This is a genomic window from Streptomyces sp. NPDC101110, assembly GCF_044759525.1.
Lineage (GTDB): Bacteria > Actinomycetota > Actinomycetes > Streptomycetales > Streptomycetaceae > Streptomyces.
In genome coordinates this window covers 49,333-71,660 of record NZ_JBIVZM010000021.1, presented here as the reverse complement: position 1 = coordinate 71,660, position 22,328 = coordinate 49,333, and the positions used below count along the sequence as shown (strand labels likewise).

Below are 22,328 nucleotides of genomic sequence, written 5' to 3'. Positions count from 1 at the left end.
CTTCTGGATTTTCATCCCTGGGTCTTCTGGATGGCTTCGCGGAGCACCTGGCGGTCGTCGAAGGGACGGACCACACCGGCGATGTCCTGGCCCTGCTCGTGGCCCTTGCCCGCGACCAGCACGGTGTCGCCGGGTTGGGCGCGGGCGACGGCGGCGGCGATCGCGGCGGCCCGGTCCTCGAAGACCTGCACCTCGCCGCGCTCGTGCGCGGGCACGGAGGCCGCGCCCTGGAGCATCGTGGCGAGGATCGCGAGGGGGTCCTCGCCGCGGGGGTTGTCGGAGGTCAGTACGGCGGTGTCGGCGAGCCGCGCCGCGGCGGCGCCCATGGGCTCGCGCTTGGTCCGGTCCCGGTCGCCGCCGCAGCCGAGGACGATGTGCAGCCTGCCCTCGGTGACCTTGCGCAGGGCGCGCAGCACGGACTCGACGGCGTCGGTCTTGTGGGCGTAGTCGACGACCGCGAGGTAGGGCTGTCCGGCGTCCACGCGCTCCAGGCGGCCCGGCACACCCGGGACGGCGGCGACGCCGTCGGCGGCCGCCTGCGGGTCGAGCCCGGCGACGGCGAGGGCGACGATCGCGGCGAGGGTGTTGGCGACGTTGAACGGGCCGGGCAGCGGCGACTTGGCGGCGATCCGCTCACCCTTGGGTCCGACGACGGTGAACGTCGAGTCCAGCCGGCCGACCTGGACGTCCTCGGCACGCCAGTCGGCGTCGGGGTGGCCCTCGGCGGAGTAGGTGACAACCGGGACGGTGGCCTCCTTGGCCAGCCTGCGCCCGTACTCGTCGTCGACGTTGACCACGCCGAGCTTGCCCCGTTTCGGGGTGAACAGCTGTGCTTTCGCCTGGAAGTAGTCCTCCATGCCGGAGTGGAACTCCATGTGCTCCGGGCTGAGGTTGGTGAAGACGCCGATGTCGAAGACGCAGCCGTCGACCCGGCCGAGGACCAGGGCGTGGCTGGAGACCTCCATGGCGACCGCGTCCACACCGCGTTCGCGCATGACGGCGAACAGGGCCTGGAGGTCGGTGGCTTCGGGGGTGGTGCGCTCCGACTTGATGCGCTCGTCGCCGATGCGCATCTCGACCGTGCCGATCAGGCCGGTGGACCGAACCGTCTTCAGGCCGCCCTCGACGAGGTAGGCGGTGGTGGTCTTGCCCGAGGTGCCGGTGATGCCGATCTGGAGCAGATCCAGGCCGGGGTGGCCGTAGATCGTGGCGGCCAGCTCGCCCATCTGCGCGCGCGGGTCGTCGACGACCAGGACCGGCAGCCCGGACGCGGCGGCACGCTCGGCGCCGGTCGGGTCGGTCAGCACGGCGGCGGCACCGAGGCCCGCGGCCTGGTTGACGAAGTCGGCGCCGTGCAGCCGGGCCCCCGGGAGGGCGGCGTACAGGTCGCCGGGGCGCACGGCGCGCGAGTCGTGGGTGATGCCCGTGACCTCGGCGGCGCTCTCCGGCGTGGAAGCACCCAGCTGATCGGCGAGTTCCGCGAGGGGTGTGGCGGAGACGCGCGCCGGCCTGGGCGGCCCGGGGTATGTCACGGGATGGCCCTTCTGGGTGGTTTGGGACTGATCAGCGTGTGGCACGGCGGTGAGCGTACCGGGCGCACCCGCCTCCGGGCGAAGTGAGGGGCCGGGGCTGCTCTGGTTGCCGGGCTCGGGGGTGATCGTTGTCACGGAGGCGGTCCTGGTGGGTCGGTGGGGCTGAGTGCTGATCAGGGCGGTTCGGCCCTGGTCACTGCTGGAAGGAGACGGGCAGCTTCGCGGCCTTGGCGCCGGTCGGGGGGACCTGGAGGGACTTCAGTGCGAACTCCATGACCTTCTTGTACACGGGGCCGCAGATCTGCCCGCCGAAGTAGCTGCCCTGGGTGGCGTTCTGGATGGCGCAGTAGACGGTGACGCGGGGCTTGTCGGCGGGCGCGAACCCGGCGAACGACGAGGTGTAGCCGTGGTACTTGCCGGTGGCCGGATCCACGCGGTTGGCGGTGCCGGTCTTGCCCGCGACGCGGTAGCCGGGGATACGCGCCTTGGTGCCGGTGCCCTCCTCGTCGTCCACGACGGACTCCAGCATCCGGGCGAGGGTCTTCGCCGTCCTGTCACTGACGACCCGGGTCTTCTCGGGCTTCGGGGCGGGTGTGAACCGGCCGTCGGGGCCCCGGGTGCCGCGCACGAGGGTGGGTTCGATCCGCACGCCGCCGTTGGCGATGGTCGAGTACACGGAGGCCGCCTGCATGGCGTTGATGGAGACGCCCTGGCCGAAAGGGATCGTGTACTGCTGCGAGGTCGACCACTTGTCGGGCGGAGCCAGAATGCCCTTGGTCTCGCCGGGGAAGCCGAGTCCGGTGTAGCTGCCGAGGCCGAACTTGCGCAGGTAGTCGTAGAGGACTTTGTTGGCGCGGGTCTGGGTCTTGCCGAGCTGTCCGGTGGCGAGGATGGTGCCGATGTTGCTGGACTTGGCGAGGACGCCGTTGAGCGTGAGGTACCACGTCGGGTGGTCGATGTCGTCCTTGAACAGCCGGTCGCCGCGGTGCAGCCGGTTGGGCACGACCACGTGCGTTGCGGGGGTGGCGACGTTCTGCTGGAGGACGGCTGCCATCGACATGACCTTGGCGGTGGAGCCGGGCTCGAAGGCGTCCTGGAGGGCGGCGTTGCCGAGGGCGGCCGGGTCGGCGTCGGACAGGTCGTTCGGATCGAAGCCGGGCGAGTTCGCCATGGCCAGGATCTGTCCGGTGCGGGTGTCCTGGACGATGACGTAGCCGCGGTCGGCCGCCGACTTCTTCACCTGCTCGCCGATGGCGTTCTGGGCCGCCCACTGGATGTCGCGGTCGATGGTGAGCTCGACGTCGCTGCCGGGCACGGCGGGTGTCTCGGTGGAGCCCGCGGTGGGCACCAGGCGGCCGCCGGACTGGGCGTAGCGGATCTTGCCGTCCTTGCCGGCGAGCAGCTTGTTCAGCTGCAGCTCGATGCCGCCGCCGGGCTTGCCCTCGCCGTTGACCCAGCCCAGTATCCCGGCGGCGAGGTCGCCGCCCGGGTACACGCGCTTGCTGGTGGCGACGGAGAAGACGCCCGAGAGCACGTTGGGCGTGGTCTTGTCCGTCTCCGCCTTCGTGGCGAGCGCCGACTTGAGGTCCTTGATCTGCTTCCAGACCTGCGGGGTCTGGCGGGAGGCCAGTTTGACGTAGCGCAGGGCGGTGTTCTTCGGCCGCAGCTTCCTGAGCAGGTCCTCCTGCTCCTGGCCGAGGATCGGCGCGAGGAGTGCGGCCGCCTGCTCGGGTCCGTCGCCGATCTTCAGCATCTTCGGGGCGAACATCGTCGGGTCGGCGGTGATGTCGTAGGCGTCCTCGCTGGTCGCGAGGGCCACCCCGGAGCGGTCGGTGATCTCGCCCCGGTCCGCGGCCAGTACCTGCCCGACATACCGGTTCTGCTCGGCCTTGGCGGCGTAGGTGCTCGCGTCGACGGCCTGCACCTGGAACAGCCGCACGACGAAGGCGGTCAGCACCAGGGTCAGCGCGAGTCCGACCAGGCGCAGACGGGGGCGGGGGCTGCCGAGCCGCAGCGGCTTGGGCGCCGCCGGGCGGGCCTGCCCCGGGCGCCGGGCCGGCCGGGCACCGGGGCCGGGGCGCCGCAGGGCGTCCGGACGGGCGGGCCTGGCGGGGCCGGGCACACGGCGACGCGGCGGTTGCCTGTCGGACACTTCCGTCACCTGCCGGGGGTCGGGGCGAGGCCGTTGGGCATGGCCTCGGGGGCGAGGACCAGGGGGGTGTGCGCTGCGGGCTGCCGGACACCGGGAGCGGCGCTGGGGACGCCCTTGACCTTGCCGTCGGGGTCGAGGAAGGCGGGGTCGCCGCCGGGCACCATGCCGAGCTCGCGCGCGCGGCGCTGCAGGGCGTCGGGGGCGGAGTAGGCGTCGATGTCCCGCTGGAGGGCCTGCTCCTCGTCGGTGAGGTTCTTGGTCCCGCGCTGGAGGTCGTCGAGTTTGAAGGCGCCTTCGCTGAGCGCCGAGTTCAGCACCAGGAGCGTGATGAGACCGCCGCCGAGGAGGAGGACGACCAGGAAGACAAAGGGCGTGCGGGCGGCCCGCCCGGGGCCGGCCGGGAGGAGCCGCGCGAGTCGGGCCGCCCTCCCCTTCAGTTCGGGTTTGCCGCTCACGCACGCTCCCTCGGTCCGGCCTGCACACGCCTCACTCGACGTCCTCCCTGATGCGCTCGGCCCCGCGCAGCCGCGCCGGTGCCGCCCGCCGGTTCTCGGCGATCTCCTCTTCGGTGGGGAGTTCGGCACCCCGGGTCAGCAGCTTGAGCCGCGGCTGGTAGCGCTCGGGGACGACGGGCAGCCCGGGCGGCGCGGTGGTGGCGGCGCCCGCCGCGAAGACCTGCTTGACCAGCCGGTCCTCCAGCGAGTGGTACGACAGCACGGCGATCCGCCCGCCCACGTCGAGCGCCTTCACGGCGGCGGGGATCGCGCGTTCCAGGACGGAGAGTTCGCCGTTGACCTCGATACGCAGGGCCTGGAAGGTGCGCTTGGCCGGGTTGCCGCCGGTGCGTTTGGCGGCCTGCGGCAGGGCGTCGCGGATCAGCTCGACCAGCCGCGCGCTGTTGCTGAACGGCTCCTTCTCGCGCTCGCGCACGATCGCGCCGACGATGCGCTTGGCCTGCTTCTCCTCGCCGTAGGCCCGCAGGATGCGCACGAGTTCGCCCGGTGGGTAGGTGTTGAGGACCTCGGCGGCGCTGACGCCGGTCGTCTGGTCCATGCGCATGTCGAGGGGGGCGTCCTGGGCGTAGGCGAATCCCCGGTCGGCCTCGTCGAGTTGCATGGAGGAGACGCCCAGGTCGAACAGGACGCCCTGCACGCGCGCGATGCCGAGCCGGTGCAGCACCTCGGGGAGTTCGTCGTAGACGGCGTGGACCAGGGTGGCGCGCTCGCCGTAGGGCGCGAGGCGCTCGCCGGACAGGCGCAGCGCCTCCTTGTCGCGGTCGAGGGCGACGAGCCGGGTGCCGGGGAACCTCGCCAGCAGCGCCTCGCTGTGGCCGCCGAGGCCGAGGGTGCAGTCGACCACCACGGCGTCCGGGCCCTGGAGCGCGGGTGCCAGCAGATCCAGGCACCGCTGGAGCATCACCGGGACGTGTCGACTCTCGCTCAAGGGGCCCTCTCAGATCCGGCGCGGCCGTCCGCACCGCCGGGTCCCCGCCCGCTCGTGAAGGGGAGGCCTGCCGGCGCCGGAAGCGTCAGCCGACCGGGAGCGGGAGGAGGCCGAGCCGTACGTACGCGCCGCGCACGCGGGGAGATCTCCGGTCGTGGCCGGGGTCTCCGAAGAATTCAGTCCAGCGGGGAGAGTCTCGCCTCCCGCTTCGCGTCACTTTAGTCCACCGTGTCGCCCGGTCAATCAACCGGCCTGCGCGTCGCCGCCGCTCGCGCGGAGCCCCGGACACCTGCCTTGTGGGGTACCTCACAGACCCCGCTCGGCGGCATTCTTTGTTCACTTCCACAGGAGGCCCGGACGGGGTGTGACCAGTAACGTCATACCTATGACGACTTCTGCATCGGTTCCCACAGGTTCGGAGAGCGCCATCAAGGGCGGCGGCACGGTCACCGACCGCCTCGTCGAGGCCAACGCCCGGTACGCCGAAGCCTTCACCGACCCGGGCATGGACGCCCGGCCGGTGCTGCACGTCGCGGTCGTGGCCTGCATGGACGCCCGTCTCGACCTGCACGCGGCGCTCGGCCTCGAACTGGGCGACTGCCACACCATCCGCAACGCCGGCGGCGTGGTCACCGACGACGTGATCCGCTCCCTCACCATCAGCCAGCGCAAGCTGGGCACCCGCAGCGTGGTGCTCATCCACCACACCGGCTGCGGCCTGGAGAGCCTCACCGAGGACTTCCGCAACGAACTGGAGGCCGAGGTCGGCCAGCGTCCGGCCTGGGCCGTGGAGTCCTTCCGGGACGTGGACCAGGACGTGCGGCAGTCGATGCAGCGCGTGCGCACCTCGCCGTTCGTGCCGCACACCGACGACGTGCGCGGATTCGTGTTCGACGTGAAGACCGGCCTGCTGCGCGAGGTCGACCCGGCCTCCTGACCTGCGCGGCGGGATGCGCCCACCCCGGCCCGCCACCCGCCGCGGCTGTCTGAATCCTGTCAGTCACGCGTTCGAACGGCCATAGAACCGACATATCGCGGCCAGTTGTCCACAGTCGAGTGACACGAATCGGTAACGGCAGCAAGAATGCGGGAGTGGCGTCACGCGGAACTTTTCGCGCGTGGTGTCCGTGGTTCGGGGTGGGCCGGCCCGCGTCATGCGGCGTCGGCCCGGGAAAATGGGGTATTCCGTGCTTCTTGAGCACGGGAAAGGCCGAGGAGCGCCGGGTGACGACCTATGACGATCGAGCGAGCCATGGGGGTCCCCCCGCCCGCGATTTCTCGCGGGTGGGAGATGACCTGACCGCCGTCGTGGAGCGCGTGCGGGAGTCGGTGGAAGGCGTGATCGAGGGCAAGCCCGAGGTCGTACGGCTCTCACTGACCGTCCTGCTCGCCGAGGGGCATCTGCTGATCGAGGACGTCCCGGGTGTCGGCAAGACGATGCTGGCCAAGGCGCTCGCGCGGTCCATCGACTGCTCGGTGCGGCGCATCCAGTTCACGCCCGACCTGCTGCCGTCGGACATCACCGGTGTGTCCATCTGGGACCAGCAGCGCCGTGATTTCGAGTTCAAGCCCGGCGCGATCTTCGCGCAGGTGGTGATCGGCGACGAGATCAACCGCGCCTCGCCCAAGACGCAGTCCGCGCTCCTGGAGTCGATGGAGGAGCGTCAGGTCACCAGCGACGGCAACACCTACGAGCTGCCCAGCCCCTTCATGGTGGTGGCGACGCAGAACCCGGTCGAGATGGAGGGCACCTACCCGCTCCCGGAGGCCCAGCGCGACCGTTTCATGGCCCGGGTCTCGGTCGGCTACCCGAGCGCGGAGGCCGAGTTGAAGATGCTGGACGTGCACGGCGGCGTCTCGCCGCTGGAGGACCTCCAGCCCGTGGCCCACGCGCACGAGATCCTCAAGCTCATCGAGGCGGTGCGCGGGGTGCACGTCGCCGAGCCGGTCCGGCGCTACGTCGTCGACCTGGTCGGCGCGACACGCACGCACCCCGACCTCAGACTCGGCGCCTCGCCGCGCGCGACGCTGCACCTGCTGCGCGCGGCGAAGGCGTCCGCGGCCCTGAGCGGCCGGGAGTACGCGCTGCCCGACGACGTGCAGGCCCTCGCCGTCGCCGTCCTGGCCCACCGTCTGCTGCCCACCGCCCAGGCACAGCTCAACCGGCGCACCGCCGAGCAGGTCGTCGAGGAGATCCTGCAGCGCACCCCGGTGCCGTCCGGTCCGCAGCAGAGCGGCTTCGGCGGCCTGGGCCGTACGGCGCCGGCGTATCCCCAGCAGCCGCCGCGGAGGCTGTGATGACCACCGCGGGGGCGGGGCAGGCGGAGGCCGACCGGGGCGAGAAGGGCGGCATCCGCACCGCCCTGGCCGGTCTGACCACCCGCGGACGCTCCTTCCTGGCCGCCGGCGTCGCGGCCGCGATCTGCTCCTACGTGCTCGGCCAGAGCGACCTGCTGCGCGTGGGTCTGCTGCTGGCGGTGCTGCCGCTGGTGTGCGCCGCGGTGCTGTACCGCACGCGCTACCGGGTCGCGGGCAGTCGCCGCCTCTCCCCCGCGCGCGTGCCCGCCGGCAGCGAGGCCCGGGTCCACCTGCGGATGGACAACGTCTCGCGGCTGCCCACGGGCCTGCTGATGCTCCAGGACCGGGTGCCCTACGTGCTCGGTCCCCGGCCGCGTTTCGTGCTGGACCGGGTGGAGGCGGGCGGGCGGCGCGAGGTGTCCTACCGGGTGCGCTCCGACCTGCGCGGACGTTACCCGCTGGGCCCGCTTCAGCTGCGCCTGACGGACCCGTTCGGCATGTGCGAGCTGACCCGCTCCTTCTCGACGTACGACACCCTCACGGTCATCCCGCGCGTGGAGTCGCTGGCGCCGGTGCGCCTCAGCGGTGAGGCGAAGGGCTACGGCGACGGGCGGCAGCGGTCGCTCGCGCAGGCCGGCGACGACGACGTCATCCCGCGCGGCTACCGCTACGGCGACGACCTGCGGCGCGTGCACTGGCGCTCCACCGCCCGCTACGGCGAACTGATGGTGCGCCGCGAGGAGCAGCCGCAGCGCGCCCGGTGCACGGTGCTGCTGGACACCCGTGGCATCGCCTACCAGGGCGCGGGGCCGGACTCCCCCTTCGAGTGGGCGGTGTCGGGTGCCGCCTCGGTGCTGGTGCACATGATCGAGCGGGGCTACTCGGTGCGGCTGCTGACCGACACCGGCGACGTGGTGCCCGGCGAGGGCGCTGACGGCTTCGCGGGCGCGAGCCAGGAGTCGGCGGACGCGGCCGGGCTGATGATGGACACCCTCGCGGTGATCGACCACTCCGACGGCGCGGGCCTGTCCCGGGCCTACGACGTGCTGCGCGGTGGGAACGAGGGGCTGCTGGTGGCCTTCCTCGGCGACCTGGACGAGGACCAGGCCGCCGTGCTGGGCCGGATGCGGCAGCGCAGCCCCGGGGCGGTCGCCTTCGTGCTGGACAGCGACACCTGGATGCGGGAACCGAGCGATGTGGCCGGCCCGTCGGACAGGAGCGGAGAGCGGCTGCGGATGCTGCGCGAGGCGGGCTGGACGGCCCTGCGCGTGCCGCGTGGCGCCGCCATGGACGAGCTGTGGCGGCTGGCCGACCGGGAGCGCAGGGGCGTGGCCGCCGCGAGCGGCGGGGAGGGACCGTGATGAGCGGGCGGGTACGACTGACCCTGGGCTCCTGGGCGGCCACGCTGATGGCCGCGTGCGCCCTGTTGCCCCTCGTCAGACCGGCCACGTGGATCGTGCAGGCGGCCTTCCTGCTGGCGCTTCAGTCGGGCGTGGGAGCCGTCGCCCGCAGGGTGCCGCTGGCCCGGCCGCTGACGGTGGCGGCACAGGCCGTGGTCACCGTTGCCCTGCTGACCTTCATGTTCGCCCGTGAGCAGGCGGCGGCCGGGGTGATTCCCGGGCCTCAGGCCTTCGACCGGTTCGCGTTGCTGCTCCGGCAGGGCGGTGACGACATCGCCCGGTACGCCATCCCGGCTCCCCTGGAGTCCGACGGAATCCGGCTGATGCTGCTGGCCGGGGTCCTGGTCATCGGACTGCTGGTGGACACCCTCGCGGTGACCTTCCGCAGCGCCGCTCCGGCCGGGCTGCCCCTGCTCGCCCTGTACTCGGTGGCGGCGGGGCTGTCGGACGGGGGCTCGGACTGGCTCTGGTTCCTGGTGGCTGCGGCCGGCTATCTGATGCTGCTGCTGGCCGAGGGACGGGACCGGCTCTCGCAGTGGGGGCGCGTCTTCGGCGGCGACCGGCGCACGGCGGGCGGGGAGTCGAGCGGCGTGGTCGCCCCGGTCCGCACCGGCCGGCGCATCGGCGTGGTCGCGTTGGGTATCGCCCTGGTGGTACCGCTCGCCCTGCCCACGATGAACGGCGGCCTGCTGGACTCGGTGGGGGCGGGCGCGGGCGGCGGTTCCGGCGGCGGGGGCACCATCTCCGCCGTGAACCCGCTGGTCTCCCTGCGGGACAGCCTCAACGCGGACGAGGACCAGCAGGTCCTGTCCGTTCGGACCAAGGCGAAAGACGTCTCGGACCTGTATCTGCGGATCGTGTCCCTCGACGACTTCGACGGCACCACGTGGAAGCCGTCCCGGCGGTCCATCACCGCCGTCCCCGACGGCACCTTCCCGGACCCGGTGGGCCTGAGCCCGGACGTCAAGCGCACGGAATTCGACACCGCGATCACGGCGGCCGACTGGTACGCCCAGGACTGGCTGCCCATGCCGTACCCGCCGAGCGGCGTGCGCATCAGCGGCAACTGGCGGTACGAGCCGCAGGGCATGACGCTGGTCGGCGATCACGGGCAGAACACGCGGGGCCTGACATACCAGGTCAAGAGCCTGGACGTGCGTCCGACGGCGGAACAGCTGGCTTCGGCCGGACCGGCGCCCGCGGACGTCGAGCGCGCGTTCACGGAGCTCCCCGATTCCCTGCCGTCGGTGGTGTCCCGCACCGCCCGCAAGGTCACCGCGGGCGCGGCCAACCCGTACGACCAGGCGGTCAAGCTCCAGGACTGGTTCGCCGTGAACGGCGGCTTCCAGTACGACACGCAGGTGCAGGTGGGCAGCGGCTCGCAGGCGATCGCCCGCTTCCTGAAGGACAAGCAGGGCTTCTGCGTGCACTTCTCCTTCTCGATGGCGGCGATGGCCCGCTCACTGGGCATACCGGCCCGGGTGGCGGTGGGCTTCGCTCCCGGCTCTCCGCAGGCGGACGGCTCCGTGTCGGTGGGGCTGCGGGACGCGCACGCCTGGCCCGAGCTGTACTTCGAGGGCGTGGGGTGGACCCGCTTCGAGCCGACTCCCAACCGCGGCTCGATACCGTCGTACACCCAGCCCGACAACCCGGGCAGTTCGGTCCCGGACGACGCCCGTCCCTCCCAGTCGGCGTCCACCGCGCCGTCCGCGACGCCCTCGGCGAGCGAGACCTGCACGCCGGAGCAGAAGAAGCTGGACGGTGGCTGCGCGAGTGAATCGCCGCAGGCGGCACTGCCCACGGACGACGGCGGCCCCAAGTGGTACGCGTTCCTGGTGTGGGGCCTGGCCGGCCTCGCCGTCCTGGCGCTCCCGCTGGCACCGATGCTGTGGCGGCTGCGGACCCGCTCGGCCCGGCTCGGCGCTCACGGCCGGGGCGAGGCGGACACGGTGCCGCACACCCTGGCCGTATGGCAGGAGCTGACCGACACGGCGTGGGACTTCGGCATCGCGCCGGACGAGTCGCAGACGCCGCGCAAGGCGGCGGCCCGGATGGTCCGCCTCGGCGATCTCGACGCGACGGCCGCGGCCTCGGTGCACCGGGTGGCGAACGCGGTGGAGCAGGTCCTGTACGCCCCGCACCCCCGCCCGGTGGCCGGTCTCACGGAGGACGTCCGTCGTGCCGCGGCGGGGCTCGGCGCGGCAGCCGGCCGCCCGGCCAGGCTCCGCGCGCTGGTCGCTCCCCGCTCCACCGCGCGGGTGGTGTGGGCGCTGTCGGCCTGGGGGACGAGGGTCCGCGAGCGCGCCGTGGCACTGCGTCCGACCTGGCGGAAGACGTCGGGTCAGCAAGGCTGAGGACCCGGCAGGGCCGAGAACCCGGCAGGACTGAGGGCCCGGCAGGGCTGAGGGCCCGGCAGCGCTGAGGACCCGGCAGGGCCGAAACAGCGGAATGGGCAAACGTCAGGGGGTGACCACCGGGTCGGTGGTCACCCCCTGACCTGCATGTTCATCGGGGACCTGGGTTTTCTATCGGGCATGGCGCGGCTGCGCGGGGGAGGCTAATGCCCGCCCTGTTCGTCGCGGCGCTTCTGCCAGCGCTGCTCGATGCGGTCCATGACGGAGCGGCGCTGCCGGCCCTGTCGACGCGCCTGGGGCCCGGCGGCACCGGCCGCCTGCTCACCCGGCTTGGGAGCCTTGCGCCAGCCGGTCACGGCGAGCACCGCACAGCCCAGCATGACGAGGAAGCCCACGACGCTGAGCCAGACCTGCTTGGCGACCATTCCGGCCATGAGGAGCGCGATACCTACGAGGAAGCCCGCGACCGCCTGGTAGACCCGTCGCCGGGTGTACGTGCGCAGCCCGCTTCCCTCAAGCGCTGTCGCGAACTTGGGATCTTCGGCGTACAGCGCTCGCTCCATTTGCTCGAGCATGCGCTGCTCGTGCTCCGAGAGCGGCACGGAGTCCTCCTCATCGTGCAGTCGCCGGGGCGACCCGGGGGGTCCCTTCAGGATAGGCAGGGAATCGCCCCCGTGAAACCCGCCCCTCTGCGCCAATTGACCAACCGGAACCCGCCATGGGCGTCCCGGCTCGCTGAGGCTTCCATTCCCCGGCGGCCGATCCGTCATGCCGGAACGGTCTCCCTCGATCATACGGCGCGCCGCCCCCATTCGGGGGGCCTGTGGCGTACTCCATGCGCAGCCAAGGCGCTGATCAGCGGTGGTGCCTCAGGGGTGGGCTCAGGCCCCGGCCGCCTCATCGGCCTCGCCGGCCCCACCAGTCCCACCGGTCCCAGAGGCCCCGCCGGTCTCGCCCAGGACGTGCAGCTGGGTGGCCACCGAGTGGAACGCGGGGAGCTCGGCCGCGGCCTCCTCCAGCTTCAGCAGCGCTTCCAGGGCTCCTGGCTCGGTGTCCACGAGGACGCCCGGCACGAGGTCGGCGAAGACCCGCACGCCGTGCACGGCACCGACGCTCAGGCCCGCGCCCTCGACCAGTTCCGTGAGCTGCTCGACGGTGAAACGGCGCGGTACGGGGTCACCCGTGCCCCATCGTCCGTTCGGGTCGTCGAGCGCCTGGAGGGCCTCCTTGAAGTGCCCGGCGAGGGCACGGGCCAGCACGGCACCGCCCAGCCCGGCGGCGAGCAGGCTGAGGACGCCTTCCGGGCGCAGGGCCGCGACCACGTTGCGGACGCCCTCGGCCGGGTCGTCCACGTATTCCAGGACGCCGTGGCACAGCACCGCGTCGTAGGCACCGCGCTCGGCCACGTCGAAGAGGCCGTGGGCGTCGCCCTGGACGCCCTTGACGCGGTCGGCGACACCGGCTTCTGCGGCGCGGCGCTCCAGGGCGAACAGCGCGTTGGGGCTGGGGTCGACGACGGTGACCCGGTGGCCGAGGCGGGCGACGGGCACGGCGAAGTTGCCGCTGCCGCCTCCGGTGTCGAGGACGTCCAGCGACTCCCGACCCGTGGCCTTGACCCGGCGGTCCAGGGCGTCCTGGAGGACCTCCCAGACCACGGCGGTACGGAGTGAGGCGCGGGGGCGCATCGGGTCCGACACGTCAGTTGACTCCTCGGCGCGGCACCGCCTCTTGCACGGCGGCGCGAACGGGGCGTCCCCCCGGCCCCGGCCACGGGGAGGGAAGACTTCAGGCGTCCCCCACCCTATTGCCTCGGCCGCCGCGTCCGGATGCCCCGGTCCCGGGATGCCACGCGGGCCGGGCGGGCCCGGGCCGCGGTCAGCCCGCGTCCGGCATGCCGCTCCCCTCGCGGGGCCCCTCCGGCTGGTCCTGGCCCGGGCGGGGCTGCGGGAGGACCGGCTGCAGGACCAGCATCCGCTCGACGAGGCGCAGGAACATCGCCACGTCGCGTATCAGGTCGTCGGCGTCCCGGCCGGTGGCCGCGCCCTGGATGCCGGCCTCGGCCCGGGCGCGGCGCCGGGCACCGGCGGCGAACAGCGCGCTCCACTCGGTCAGCTCGGGGGCGATCTCGGGGAGCACTTCCCAGGCGCTCCGGATCTTGGCCCGCGCCCGGGGCGAGGTCTCCGGGCGTCCGCGGGCGGCGAGCACCGCGGCGGCGGTGCGCAGGGCGGCGAGGTGGGCCGTCGCGTAGCGCTCGTTCGGTGTTTCCAGAGCGGTGGCCTCGTCGAGGCTCGCGCGTGCCTGGGCGAGCAGGTCGAGGGCGGCGGGCGGGGCCGTGGCCCGGCGGAGCACGGGGTGCACGTCGCTCGCCGGGCCGGTCAGTGAGGGGGCAGGGCCGGTGGCGCGGCGCCGGCGGGCGGCTGCTGCGTGATAGCTGGCCATGACGAACCTCCTGTCGTCAGTTGACGGCACGTCACGTCACGGAGTGCCGTATGTGACCCATCGTGAGGTATGGCACTGACAATCCGTTCTGACCTGCCGTTTTGCTTCGTTCGAAGGTTCGGAGTAGTTTTTGCACTGACCAGTCAGTTCAATTTCAGGGGAAGCGCGTGGGGGAACAGGCAGGAGGGGTGCGGATCGTCGCCGACGGCCTCGGGATCAAGGGGCCACGGGGGTGGGCGGTCCGCGGGATCTCGGTCGACGCGGAGCCGGGGGCGCTCGTCGCGGTGGTGGGTCCGTCCGGGACGGGCCGGACGTGCCTGCTGCTCGCGCTGACGGGCCGGATGAAGGTCTCGCAGGGCACGGCCGTCGTGGGCGACGCGAGGCTGCCCAAGCAGATGGCGGCCGTGCGCGGTATCAGCGCGCTGGCGCACGTCCCGGGGGTCACCGACCTCGACCCGGCGCTGACCGTGGGCGAGCACCTGCACGAGCGGGCACTGCTCCAGCGGCGGTTCGGCGCCTCGCTGCGCGCACTGCTGCGGCCCCGTGGCGAGCGGGCGGCCGAGGCCGGGCGGCGCGTGAACGCCGCGCTCGAAGCCGCCGGGCTCGACCTGGAGGCCCTGCCCAAGGGGCCGCGCACGGCGGTACGGGACCTGGAGCGCCTGGAGGCGCTGCGGTTGTCGATCGCCCTCGCCCTGGTCGGCGAACCCCGGCTGCTCGGCGTCGACGACGCCGACCTCAAGCTGTCGGACGGCGAGCGCGAGGAGGTCCGGGCGCTGCTCAGGTCCCTGGCCGACGCCGGGACGACGGTCGTGGCGGTGTGCAGCGAGGCCCCCGAGGGCGCCGTGAGGGTCTCCACCGCGCAGAGCGCCGAGGAGCGGGAAGCCGAAGCCGGCCTGACCCGCCGGGCGGACGAGACCGGGCAGGCAGCCCGGGCAGACCACGCGGACCAAGCGGACCACGCAGAGCACGAGGACGCGGCGGACCGGGGAGGCCGGACAGACCACGCCGACCACGAGGACGCTGCGGACCGGGCGGACGAAGCCGACGAAGCCGACGAGGCCGACGAGGCCGGTCAGGGAGAGGGGAAGGCCGATGCGGTCGCCGAAACTCGCCGCGCTTGAGCTGCGCCGCTTCGGGCGGGGGAAGCTGCCGCGCGCCGCGCTGGTCGCACTGCTGGTGCTGCCGCTGCTCTACGGCGCGCTGTACCTGTGGTCGTTCTGGGACCCGTACGGCCGTCTGGACAAGATCCCGGTGGCGCTGGTGAACGACGACAAGGGTGCGACCGCCGACGGCAAGAAGATCACGGCGGGTGACGACATCACGAAGGGCCTGCGCGACAGCAAGACCTTCGACTGGCGGGAGGTGAGCGCCGCCGAGGCCCGCAGGGGCGTCGAGGACGGCAGCTACTACCTGTCGCTCACCCTGCCCGCCGACTTCAGCGAGCGGATCGCCTCCAGTTCGGGGAACGCCCCGGAGACCGGCGCCCTCCAGGTGCGCACGAACGACGCGAACAACTACATCGTCGGGCAGATCTCCCGGACGGTCTTCAGCGAGGTGCGGCAGGCGGCGTCCACGAAGACGTCCCGGTCCTTCCTGGACAAGATCTTCGTGTCGTTCTCCGACATCCACGGCAAGACCGTGAAGGCGGCGAAGGGGGCCGACCGGCTCAACGGCGGCATCGGCAAGGCCGAGAAGGGTTCCAAGGACCTCGCCGACGGCCTGAAGGACGCCAAGGGCGGCAGCGGCAAGCTCGCCACCGGCCTGAAGAAGCTCCACACCGGCGCGGGCGACCTGGAGGACGGCTCGAAGCGGATCGCGGAGGGTACGCAGAAGCTCGCCGACCGGGTCAACGGCACCGCCGACAAGGTCGGCCCCTTCCTCAAGGGCAACGAGAAGACCATCGGTGACACCGCCCAGCTGGTCGCCGACTCCTCCGGGGTGATCCGCAAGCACCTGGACACCCTGGTGAAGACGGCCCCGACCGCCGCCAAGGGTGCCCGCGCGGCGTCCGGGACGCTGACCGACGTCTACGCCCGGCGCTGCGACGATCCGGTCCTGCCGGACGCGGCCTGCTCCGATCTGAAGAAGGCCAAGGACGCCGCCGCCGACGTGACCCTCATCGCGGACGACCTCAACACGCTGATCGCGGACCAGGACGGCGACCTGGACAAGCTCGACAAGAACCTGGCCACCCTGCAGAAGCAGTCCCAGGCGCTCGCGAACCGCGCACCGCACCTCTCCGAGGACCTGACCGACGCCGTCAAGAAGATCAACGCGCTGAACGACGGCGCGGCCGAGGTCGCCGCCGGTGCGAAGAAGCTGCACAAGGGGATCGGCACCGCCAAGACCGGTGCCGTCGGCCTGGACAAGGGCCTCGGCAAGCTGAAGACCGGCGCGGACGACCTCAACGGCGGGATCTACAAGCTCGTCGACGGCTCCGGGAAACTCGCCGGCGGCCTGCACGACGGGGCTCAGAAGATCCCCGACTACGACGAGCAGGACCGCGACCGGCGCACCGAGGTCATGGCCGACCCCGTGCGGCTCGCCTCCCAGGACCTGCACAAGGCGCCCAACTACGGCACCGGCTTCGCCCCGTACTTCATCCCGCTCTCCCTGTGGGTGGGTGCGATGGTGGCGTACATGCTGATCGCGCCCATGAACCGGCGGGCGCTCGCCGCGGGGGCGCCGGCGTGGCGGGTGGCGCTGGCGGGCTGGCTGCCGGTGGTGGCGATCGGGGTGCTGCAGACGGTGGCGCTGATGTCGGTGCTGCACTGGGCGATCGGCCTGCAGATGGCCCGAGCGGCCGGGACGGTGGGCTTCCTGTTCCTGGTGACGGCGTGCTTCGCGGCGATCGTGCAATGGCTTAACGCACGCTTCGGGGCGGCGGGCCGGATCCTCGTCCTCGCGCTGCTGATGCTCCAGCTGACCTCGGCGGGTGGCACGTACCCCGTCCAGACCAGTCCGGGGTTCTTCAACGCCCTCCACCCGTTCCTTCCGATGAGCTATGTCGTCGAGGCCCTCAGGCGGCTCATCACCGGCGGTGGACTCGAACCGGTGGGACAGGCGTGCGTGGTGCTGACGGCGTTCACCGCGGGCGCCCTCGCGCTGACCGCCGTGGCGGCCCGCCGGCGCCAGGTGTGGACGCTGGACCGGCTGCACCCGGAGCTGAGCCTGTGAGCCCCACCGTCGCTTCCACCGGGAGGGTTCCTGTGACAATCGGGGCCATGGAAAGCAGCAGTGCCGCGTCGGGCGGCAGCACGCGCCGCGAGGCCACCCGGCAGAAGCTCTACGAGGCGGCCGTCACGCTCATCGCCGAGCAGGGGTTCTCCGCCACGACCGTGGACGAGATCGCCGAGCGTGCCGGGGTCGCGAAGGGCACGGTCTATTACAACTTCGCGAGCAAGTCCGTCCTCTTCGAGGAGCTGCTGCGGCACGGGGTGGGTCTGCTGACCGCCTCCTTGCGGGAGGCGGCCGAGCGGACCGCGGCCGAGGGCGGCAGCAAGGTCGACGCCCTGGACGCGATGATCCGCGCGGGGCTGGTCTTCATCGACCGCTACCCGGCCTTCACGCAGCTGTACGTGGCCGAGTTGTGGCGCACCAACCGGACCTGGCAGTCCACGCTGATGGTGGTCCGGCAGCAGGCCGTCGCCGTCGTGGAGGACGTGCTGCGCGACGGTGTGGCGGGCGGGGAGTTCAGCAAGGAGATCGACATCTCGCTGACGGCGTCCGCGCTGGTCGGCATGGTGCTGGTGGCCGCTCTGGACTGGAAGTCGTTCCAGGCGGAACGCTCCCTGGACGACGTCCACGCGGCGCTGTCCCGGCTCCTCCAGGGGCGGGTCAGCGGCTGCCGCTGAGCGCACCCACTCCGCACACGTGAAGGCGCCGGTCCGGTGTGGCCGCGTCCCCCGCGGGCCACCTCGAACCGGCGCCTTCCCCACTCCCCCGTTTCCTTCTCCTGCTCCCCCGTGCGTCCCCCGCAGGACCCCCGTGCGGTCGTCCCCCGGTTTTTCCCGGTTGCCCGGTTCTCCCCCGTGTCTCGCTCCCGCCGACACCGTCGGCGGAAGGAGCGGATCGCGGGCCGGCTCCGTTCCGGCGCCCCGTGTCGCCGGTGCCGGAGCCGTGCCCCTCTCCGTGCCTCCACTCTCTCGTCAGCGCAGGTCGGCCCCCATCCGCGCACGTACTCAACTCCCCGGCTAGGTACGCGTACTCAGTCCTGCGCACGGAGCCCCACGCGGCCCGTGGCCGCCTGGTCACGACGACGTCCGCGCCCGTACTCGGCAGCCCGCGGGCCGGGGCTGTCGGCGGGGGCCGATAAAGTCGCCGGCATGGCACGGATTGCGGTGATCGGCGCCGGGATGGGCGCGCTGACGGCTGCTGCCCGGCTGGCCGTCGCGGGCCACCGGGTGGCGGTGTACGAGCGGACGGACACCTACGGCGGAGCTCTGCGCCGCTTCGAGCGTGACGGGTTCTCCTTCGACACCGGCCCCGCTCTGCTGCCGCTGCCCGCCGTGTACCGCGATCTGTTCGTGAAGACCGGCAAGGAGCCGCTGGAGTCCTGCGTCGAACTGGTCCAGGTCGACCCCTCGGCCCGGCACGTGTTCGCGGACGGCACCGAGGTGTCGCTGCCGAACGCCTCGCGCGCGGGTGTCGTCGCCGCCCTGGACGAGGCGCTCGGCGCGGGCGCCGGGAAGCGCTGGGGCGACTTCCTGGTCCGGGCCCGCGAGGCCTGGGACCGGACCCGCCGGCCGCTGCTGGAGGAGCCGCTGTGGCCGAACTGGCGGGTGCTGGCCGAGCGCGAGCCCTACCCGTCGGTGCCCCACAAGCGGCTGCTGCGCACCCGGCGGGCCGGGACCCTCGCCGAGATCGGCGCCTGGGAGCTGCGCGACCCCCGGCTGACGGCCCTCCTGGAGAGTCATGCCCTCGGCCACGGCCTGGACCCCCGGCTCACCCCGGCGAGCGCGGCCGTACTGCCGTACATGGAGCACGCCTTCGGCACCTGGTACGTGCGCGGCGGGCTGCGCGAGCTGGCGCGGGCCGTCCATGAGCGGTGTCTCGCCCGCAAGGTCGAGTTCCACTTCGGCGCCGACGTCACCGGCGTGCTGGAGAAGGACGGCCGGGCGTCGGGAGTGCGGCTCGCCGACGGGTCGGTGGCGGAGGCGGACTTCGTGGTCGCCGGGGTCACGCCCGGCGCACTGGCCCGGATGACGGCGGGCACCGTCGTACGGGGGGACGGCGAGGTGCCGCCGCAGCCGGCCGCGGCCTCCCGGCTGACGGTCCTGCTGGCCCTGCGCGGCGTCCGCCCCGAGGGCACGGCACACCGCACGGTGGTGCACGCCCAGGACCGCGAGGCCGAGCTGGAAGCCCTGTTCGGCACTGCGGCCGGGACCTCCAGCCCCACGGTCACGGTCCTGCGGCCCGACGACCAGGGCCCGGCCCCGGCCGGCCACGAGGCGGTCACCCTCACGACGGTGGTGCCCGCGCGTCCCGGCCGGTCCCACGACGACCTCGCCGACCGCATGATCACCGCCGCCGAGCGTGCCGTCCCCGGTCTGCGCGACCGTCTCCTCTGGCACGAGGTGAACACCCCGGACGACATCGCGGACGCGACGGGCGCGGAGGGCGGAGCGGTACCCGTGCCGGCCCTCGCGGCGGGCGGCGGGCGGCTGCTGCATCCGGCCAACGGCACGCGGGTGCCGGGTCTGTTCGCCGTGGGCGGCTGGGCTCACCCCGGCGGCGGGCTGCCGCACGCGGGGATGTCGGGCGCGCTGGTGGCGGGGCTGATCGTGGAGGGGCCGGAGTTCCGCGGCTCGCAGTGAGCGCTCCGCCGCGGCCGGGCCGGGTCAGTCCTCAGAAACGGTACTGCTCGTCGAAGCCGTTGCCCTGCGGCTGCTGCCCGCCCCCGTGATAGGGGTACGGCTGCTGCTCGGGCGGCAGTTCCTGCCCGTGCTCGTCGGTGTTGCGCTGCTGCGGGACCCACACCCCGCCGGGCGAGGTCTCGCCGCCGTAGGTGCCGGCGTACTGGTCCTGGCCGTACACCTGCTGGCCGTAGTACTGCTGGTCGCCGTAGGTGCCGTCGTACGAACCCTGGCCGTAGGTCGACGAGCCGATGTACGGGTCGGAGTAGGCGGCGTACTGCTGCTGACCGGTGGCGTCGTAGCCCTGCTGCTGCCCGTAGCCGGAGTAGTCGTAGGCGTAGGACTGGTCGGCGGCCTGGGCGGCGTACTGGTCGTGGGTCTGCTGTCCGCCGGCCTGGTACCCGGTGTCGTAGACGCCGTACGAGCCGCTGTCCTCGGGCATGGGCTGGGGCTCGTAGACGGCCGTGGTCTCGGCGGAGGCCGGCTGCGCCGGGCGGGCGGGGGTGAAGACGTCGTCCCCGTCGTAGTCGTCGTCCACGCCGTGGGGGGCGGGGTCGCGGCGGTAGGCGGCCGCACCGTCGTCGTAGCCGTCCTCGGCCTCGAGCCCGGACACCTCCAGGGTCGGCTCCTGGCGGGCGCGCTCACCGCGGCGGCGCTTGCTGCCGCCCAGCGCGGGCGCGTTCATCGCCCAGCCGGCCGCGAAGCCGCTGCGGAACGACAGGGTGACGTAGGTCTGCCCGACCGCGAAGGCGGCCGCGCCCAGTCCGATCACGACGACCGACGGGATCAGGACACCGACGACGACGCCGAGGAACCCGGCGAAGGCCAGCAGGCGCCAGCGCAGCCGCGCCTTGTACTGCAACAGCACCTCGCCCAGCAGCCACAGCGCGACGATGCCGAACGCGATGTAGAGGACCGCCCAGCCCATGTACGCCCCTCTCACAGTGGCCGCTACGCAGTGTGTCGTATACCGGTGCGAACGGTCTAGGCCTGCGATGACTGGTGCAGGCCCAGGTTCTCGTAGATCTCCAGTGTCGCGGTGGAGTTGTTGAGCGTGATGAAGTGCAAGCCGGGCACGCCCTCGTCGAGCAGCCGCGCACAGAACTCCGTGGCGAATTCGATCCCAATGGAGCGTACAGCGGCCGGATCGTCTTTTGCTCTGAGGATCCGCTCTTTCAGGGCAGCCGGGAACGCGGCGTTGGTGAGGGACCCGATCCGCTCCAGCGTCTTCACGCTCGCGATCGGCATGACCTCGGGAATGATCGGGGTGTCGCAGCCGGCGGCCGAGACCCGGTCGCGCAGCCGGAGGTAGTCCTCGGGCTGGAAGAACATCTGCGTGATGGCGTAGTCCGCGCCCGCCCGGCACTTGTCGACGAAGTGGCGGACGTCGGTGTCCCAGTCGCAGGAGCGCGGGTGCATCGCCGGGAAGGCGGCGACGCCCACGCAGAAGTCGCCGGAGGCCTTGATCAGTTCGACGAGTTCGGCGGCGTAGGCGAGGCCCCGCGGATGCGGCACCCACTCGCCCATCGGGTCGCCGGGCGGGTCGCCGCGCAGGGCGAGCATGTTGCGGATCCCGGCGTCGGCGTACTGGCCGATGATGTTGCGCAGGTCGGCCACCGAATGGTCGACCGCGGTGAGGTGGGCGATCGGGGTGAGGGTGGTGTCGGAGGCGATCGCCTCGGTCGCCTTGACCGTGCCCGCGCGGGTGGAACCGCCCGCGCCGTAGGTCACGGAGACGAAGTCGGGTGCCACCGCCTCGACCCGGCGCAGCGCGTTCCACAGGTTCCGCTCGCCCTTCGGGGTCTTGGGGGCGTAGAACTCGAACGAGTACGTCGTCTTGCCGGCCGCGAGCATGTCGCGGACGGTGCGCGCGTGGTCCGACCTGATGGATGCGGTGCCGAGGGCCATACCGGCAGGTTAGCCAGGGGCCGTCGGTCCCCCAACCGCAGACCGACATTTGTCGGGATTGTCCGCTTGTTGTCCATCCCTTGGACAAACCGTCGTAACTACGCCTCCCGCAGCCGCTCGGCGAACTCGGCCGCAGCGGCCCCCGGGTCGTCGGCCTCGGTGATCGCCCGTACGACGACGACCCGCCGGGCCCCGGCCTGGAGGACCTGGTCGAGGTTGGAGAGGTCGATGCCGCCGATGGCGAACCAGGGGCGGTCGGTGCCGAGACCTGCCGTGTACCGGACGAGGTCCAGGCCGGGGGCGTGACGGCCGGGCTTGGTGGGGGTCGGCCAGCACGGACCGGTGCAGAAGTAGTCCACGCCCGGCTGGACGGCGGCCGCCGCGGCCTCGGACTCGGCGTGGGTGGAGCGGCCGATCAGGACGTCGTCGCCGAGGAGGGCTCGGGCCGCGGGGACGGGGAGGTCGCCCTGGCCGAGGTGCAGCACGTCGGATCCGGCGGCGTGGGCGACGTCCGCACGGTCGTTGACCGCGAGGAGCTTGCCGTGCCGGGCGCAGGCCTCGGCGAGGACGGCCAGGTGCTCCAGTTCCTCACCGGCCTCCATGCCCTTGTCCCGCAGCTGCACGATGTCGACCCCGCCGGCCAGCACGGCGTCGAGGAACTCCGGCAGGTCGCCCTGCCGCTTGCGCGCGTCGGTGCAGAGGTAGACCCGGGCGTCGGCGAGCTGGGCCCGTGCGGTGGCGGCGGCGGTGCCGGTCATGCGTGTGTGTCCCCCTGGATGTCGGTGGCGTGCGGGCGGACCCGCGTGGGCGGCGTGCGCAGGTGTACGACGCGGGACGCACCTGGGCTCGCCACGTCGCCCCGGGCACCTTACGCCTGCGCCCGCCCGCGGCCGCAGACCCCCACCGGGCGTGCGCCACCCCGGGCCGTGACCCCTCGGATCACGGCC

18 protein-coding genes are annotated in these 22,328 nt (G+C 72.7%); 8 read left to right on the top strand and 10 right to left on the bottom strand.

Annotated features, from left to right (window positions below):
* Nucleotides 1–11 precede the first annotated feature (11 nt).
* The 4 genes from ACIQU3_RS35025 to rsmH all read right to left on the bottom strand — a co-directional run bounded on the left by ACIQU3_RS35025 (nt 12) and on the right by rsmH (nt 5,127).
* Nucleotides 12–1,532 carry a UDP-N-acetylmuramoyl-L-alanyl-D-glutamate--2,6-diaminopimelate ligase gene (locus ACIQU3_RS35025; protein ID WP_403929662.1) on the bottom strand — a complete coding sequence of 507 codons (1,521 nt, stop codon included), beginning with the start codon at nt 1,530–1,532 and terminating at the stop codon, nt 12–14.
* A 193-nt stretch (nt 1,533–1,725) separates the two neighbouring features.
* Nucleotides 1,726–3,684 (bottom strand): peptidoglycan D,D-transpeptidase FtsI family protein, encoded by a 1,959-nt coding sequence (locus ACIQU3_RS35020; protein WP_403729461.1) that lies wholly within the window; start codon nt 3,682–3,684, stop codon nt 1,726–1,728.
* A gap of 5 nt (nt 3,685–3,689) precedes the next feature.
* A complete protein-coding gene (locus ACIQU3_RS35015; RefSeq protein ID WP_403729458.1) occupies nt 3,690–4,139 on the bottom strand; it encodes a septum formation initiator family protein in 450 nt (149 codons plus the stop codon).
* A 31-nt stretch (nt 4,140–4,170) separates the two neighbouring features.
* Nucleotides 4,171–5,127: a 16S rRNA (cytosine(1402)-N(4))-methyltransferase RsmH gene (gene rsmH, locus ACIQU3_RS35010; protein WP_403729455.1), complete on the bottom strand. Its 957-nt coding sequence runs from the start codon at nt 5,125–5,127 to the stop codon at nt 4,171–4,173.
* A 385-nt stretch (nt 5,128–5,512) separates the two neighbouring features.
* Between rsmH and ACIQU3_RS35005 the strand changes: the two genes are divergently transcribed.
* The 4 genes from ACIQU3_RS35005 to ACIQU3_RS34990 all read left to right on the top strand — a co-directional run bounded on the left by ACIQU3_RS35005 (nt 5,513) and on the right by ACIQU3_RS34990 (nt 11,179).
* Complete coding sequence (locus ACIQU3_RS35005; RefSeq protein WP_403729452.1) at nt 5,513–6,064, top strand: beta-class carbonic anhydrase; 552 nt, start codon at nt 5,513–5,515, stop codon at nt 6,062–6,064.
* A gap of 287 nt (nt 6,065–6,351) precedes the next feature.
* On the top strand, nt 6,352–7,425 hold the full coding sequence (locus ACIQU3_RS35000; RefSeq protein WP_403729449.1) for an AAA family ATPase: 1,074 nt from the start codon (nt 6,352–6,354) through the stop codon (nt 7,423–7,425).
* On the top strand, nt 7,425–8,786 hold the full coding sequence (locus ACIQU3_RS34995; protein ID WP_403929659.1) for a DUF58 domain-containing protein: 1,362 nt from the start codon (nt 7,425–7,427) through the stop codon (nt 8,784–8,786). The genes ACIQU3_RS35000 and ACIQU3_RS34995 overlap by 1 nt, the downstream gene beginning before the upstream one ends.
* A complete protein-coding gene (locus ACIQU3_RS34990) occupies nt 8,786–11,179 on the top strand; it encodes a DUF3488 and DUF4129 domain-containing transglutaminase family protein (RefSeq protein ID WP_403929657.1) in 2,394 nt (797 codons plus the stop codon). Before ACIQU3_RS34995 ends, ACIQU3_RS34990 begins: the two co-directional genes overlap by 1 nt.
* 203 nt (nt 11,180–11,382) lie before the next feature.
* Here the strand turns inward: ACIQU3_RS34990 and ACIQU3_RS34985 are convergent, their stop codons facing one another.
* The 3 genes from ACIQU3_RS34985 to ACIQU3_RS34975 all read right to left on the bottom strand — a co-directional run bounded on the left by ACIQU3_RS34985 (nt 11,383) and on the right by ACIQU3_RS34975 (nt 13,618).
* Nucleotides 11,383–11,781 (bottom strand): DUF3040 domain-containing protein, encoded by a 399-nt coding sequence (locus tag ACIQU3_RS34985; protein ID WP_102912203.1) that lies wholly within the window; start codon nt 11,779–11,781, stop codon nt 11,383–11,385.
* Nucleotides 11,782–12,060: 279 nt separating this feature from the next.
* Nucleotides 12,061–12,876: a methyltransferase gene (locus tag ACIQU3_RS34980; RefSeq protein WP_403729436.1), complete on the bottom strand. Its 816-nt coding sequence runs from the start codon at nt 12,874–12,876 to the stop codon at nt 12,061–12,063.
* Between the two features lie 178 nt (nt 12,877–13,054).
* Nucleotides 13,055–13,618, bottom strand: coding sequence for an SAV_6107 family HEPN domain-containing protein (locus ACIQU3_RS34975; RefSeq protein ID WP_403729433.1), 564 nt, complete (start codon nt 13,616–13,618; stop codon nt 13,055–13,057).
* Nucleotides 13,619–13,785: 167 nt separating this feature from the next.
* Between ACIQU3_RS34975 and ACIQU3_RS34970 the strand changes: the two genes are divergently transcribed.
* From ACIQU3_RS34970 to ACIQU3_RS34955, 4 genes are all read left to right on the top strand, one after another.
* Nucleotides 13,786–14,739, top strand: coding sequence for an ATP-binding cassette domain-containing protein (locus tag ACIQU3_RS34970; RefSeq protein ID WP_403729430.1), 954 nt, complete (start codon nt 13,786–13,788; stop codon nt 14,737–14,739).
* Nucleotides 14,711–16,795 (top strand): YhgE/Pip family protein, encoded by a 2,085-nt coding sequence (locus ACIQU3_RS34965; protein WP_403929655.1) that lies wholly within the window; start codon nt 14,711–14,713, stop codon nt 16,793–16,795. Before ACIQU3_RS34970 ends, ACIQU3_RS34965 begins: the two co-directional genes overlap by 29 nt.
* Before the next feature lie 47 nt (nt 16,796–16,842).
* Nucleotides 16,843–17,472: a TetR/AcrR family transcriptional regulator gene (locus ACIQU3_RS34960; RefSeq protein ID WP_403729422.1), complete on the top strand. Its 630-nt coding sequence runs from the start codon at nt 16,843–16,845 to the stop codon at nt 17,470–17,472.
* 471 nt (nt 17,473–17,943) lie between these two features.
* Nucleotides 17,944–19,434 carry a phytoene desaturase family protein gene (locus ACIQU3_RS34955; RefSeq protein WP_403729419.1) on the top strand — a complete coding sequence of 497 codons (1,491 nt, stop codon included), beginning with the start codon at nt 17,944–17,946 and terminating at the stop codon, nt 19,432–19,434.
* 31 nt (nt 19,435–19,465) lie between these two features.
* On the opposite strand, the gene ACIQU3_RS34950 is transcribed toward ACIQU3_RS34955, so the two are convergent.
* The 3 genes from ACIQU3_RS34950 to thiE form a co-directional block, all read right to left on the bottom strand.
* Nucleotides 19,466–20,401 carry a hypothetical protein gene (locus ACIQU3_RS34950; protein ID WP_403729414.1) on the bottom strand — a complete coding sequence of 312 codons (936 nt, stop codon included), beginning with the start codon at nt 20,399–20,401 and terminating at the stop codon, nt 19,466–19,468.
* A gap of 56 nt (nt 20,402–20,457) precedes the next feature.
* The gene (gene metF / locus ACIQU3_RS34945; RefSeq protein ID WP_403929652.1) at nt 20,458–21,381 is read right to left on the bottom strand and encodes a methylenetetrahydrofolate reductase [NAD(P)H]; all 924 of its coding nucleotides are present in this window, start codon (nt 21,379–21,381) and stop codon (nt 20,458–20,460) included.
* Nucleotides 21,382–21,479: 98 nt separating this feature from the next.
* Nucleotides 21,480–22,139 carry a thiamine phosphate synthase gene (gene thiE, locus ACIQU3_RS34940; RefSeq protein ID WP_403729403.1) on the bottom strand — a complete coding sequence of 220 codons (660 nt, stop codon included), beginning with the start codon at nt 22,137–22,139 and terminating at the stop codon, nt 21,480–21,482.
* Nucleotides 22,140–22,328 lie beyond the last annotated feature (189 nt).

Bases quoted from the DNA above. Each gene is read 5' to 3' on its own strand.
- ACIQU3_RS35005 (WP_403729452.1), top strand. From the start codon at position 5,513: ATGACGACTTCTGCATCGGTTCCCACAGGTTCGGAGAGCGCCATCAAG.
- ACIQU3_RS34995 (WP_403929659.1), top strand. From the start codon at position 7,425: ATGACCACCGCGGGGGCGGGGCAGGCGGAGGCCGACCGGGGCGAGAAG.
- ACIQU3_RS34990 (WP_403929657.1), top strand. From the start codon at position 8,786: ATGAGCGGGCGGGTACGACTGACCCTGGGCTCCTGGGCGGCCACGCTG.
- ACIQU3_RS34975 (WP_403729433.1), bottom strand. From the start codon at position 13,618: ATGGCCAGCTATCACGCAGCAGCCGCCCGCCGGCGCCGCGCCACCGGC.
- ACIQU3_RS34965 (WP_403929655.1), top strand. From the start codon at position 14,711: ATGCGGTCGCCGAAACTCGCCGCGCTTGAGCTGCGCCGCTTCGGGCGG.
- ACIQU3_RS34960 (WP_403729422.1), top strand. From the start codon at position 16,843: ATGGAAAGCAGCAGTGCCGCGTCGGGCGGCAGCACGCGCCGCGAGGCC.
- ACIQU3_RS34955 (WP_403729419.1), top strand. From the start codon at position 17,944: ATGGCACGGATTGCGGTGATCGGCGCCGGGATGGGCGCGCTGACGGCT.
- ACIQU3_RS34950 (WP_403729414.1), bottom strand. From the start codon at position 20,401: ATGGGCTGGGCGGTCCTCTACATCGCGTTCGGCATCGTCGCGCTGTGG.
- metF (WP_403929652.1), bottom strand. From the start codon at position 21,381: ATGGCCCTCGGCACCGCATCCATCAGGTCGGACCACGCGCGCACCGTC.
- thiE (WP_403729403.1), bottom strand. From the start codon at position 22,139: ATGACCGGCACCGCCGCCGCCACCGCACGGGCCCAGCTCGCCGACGCC.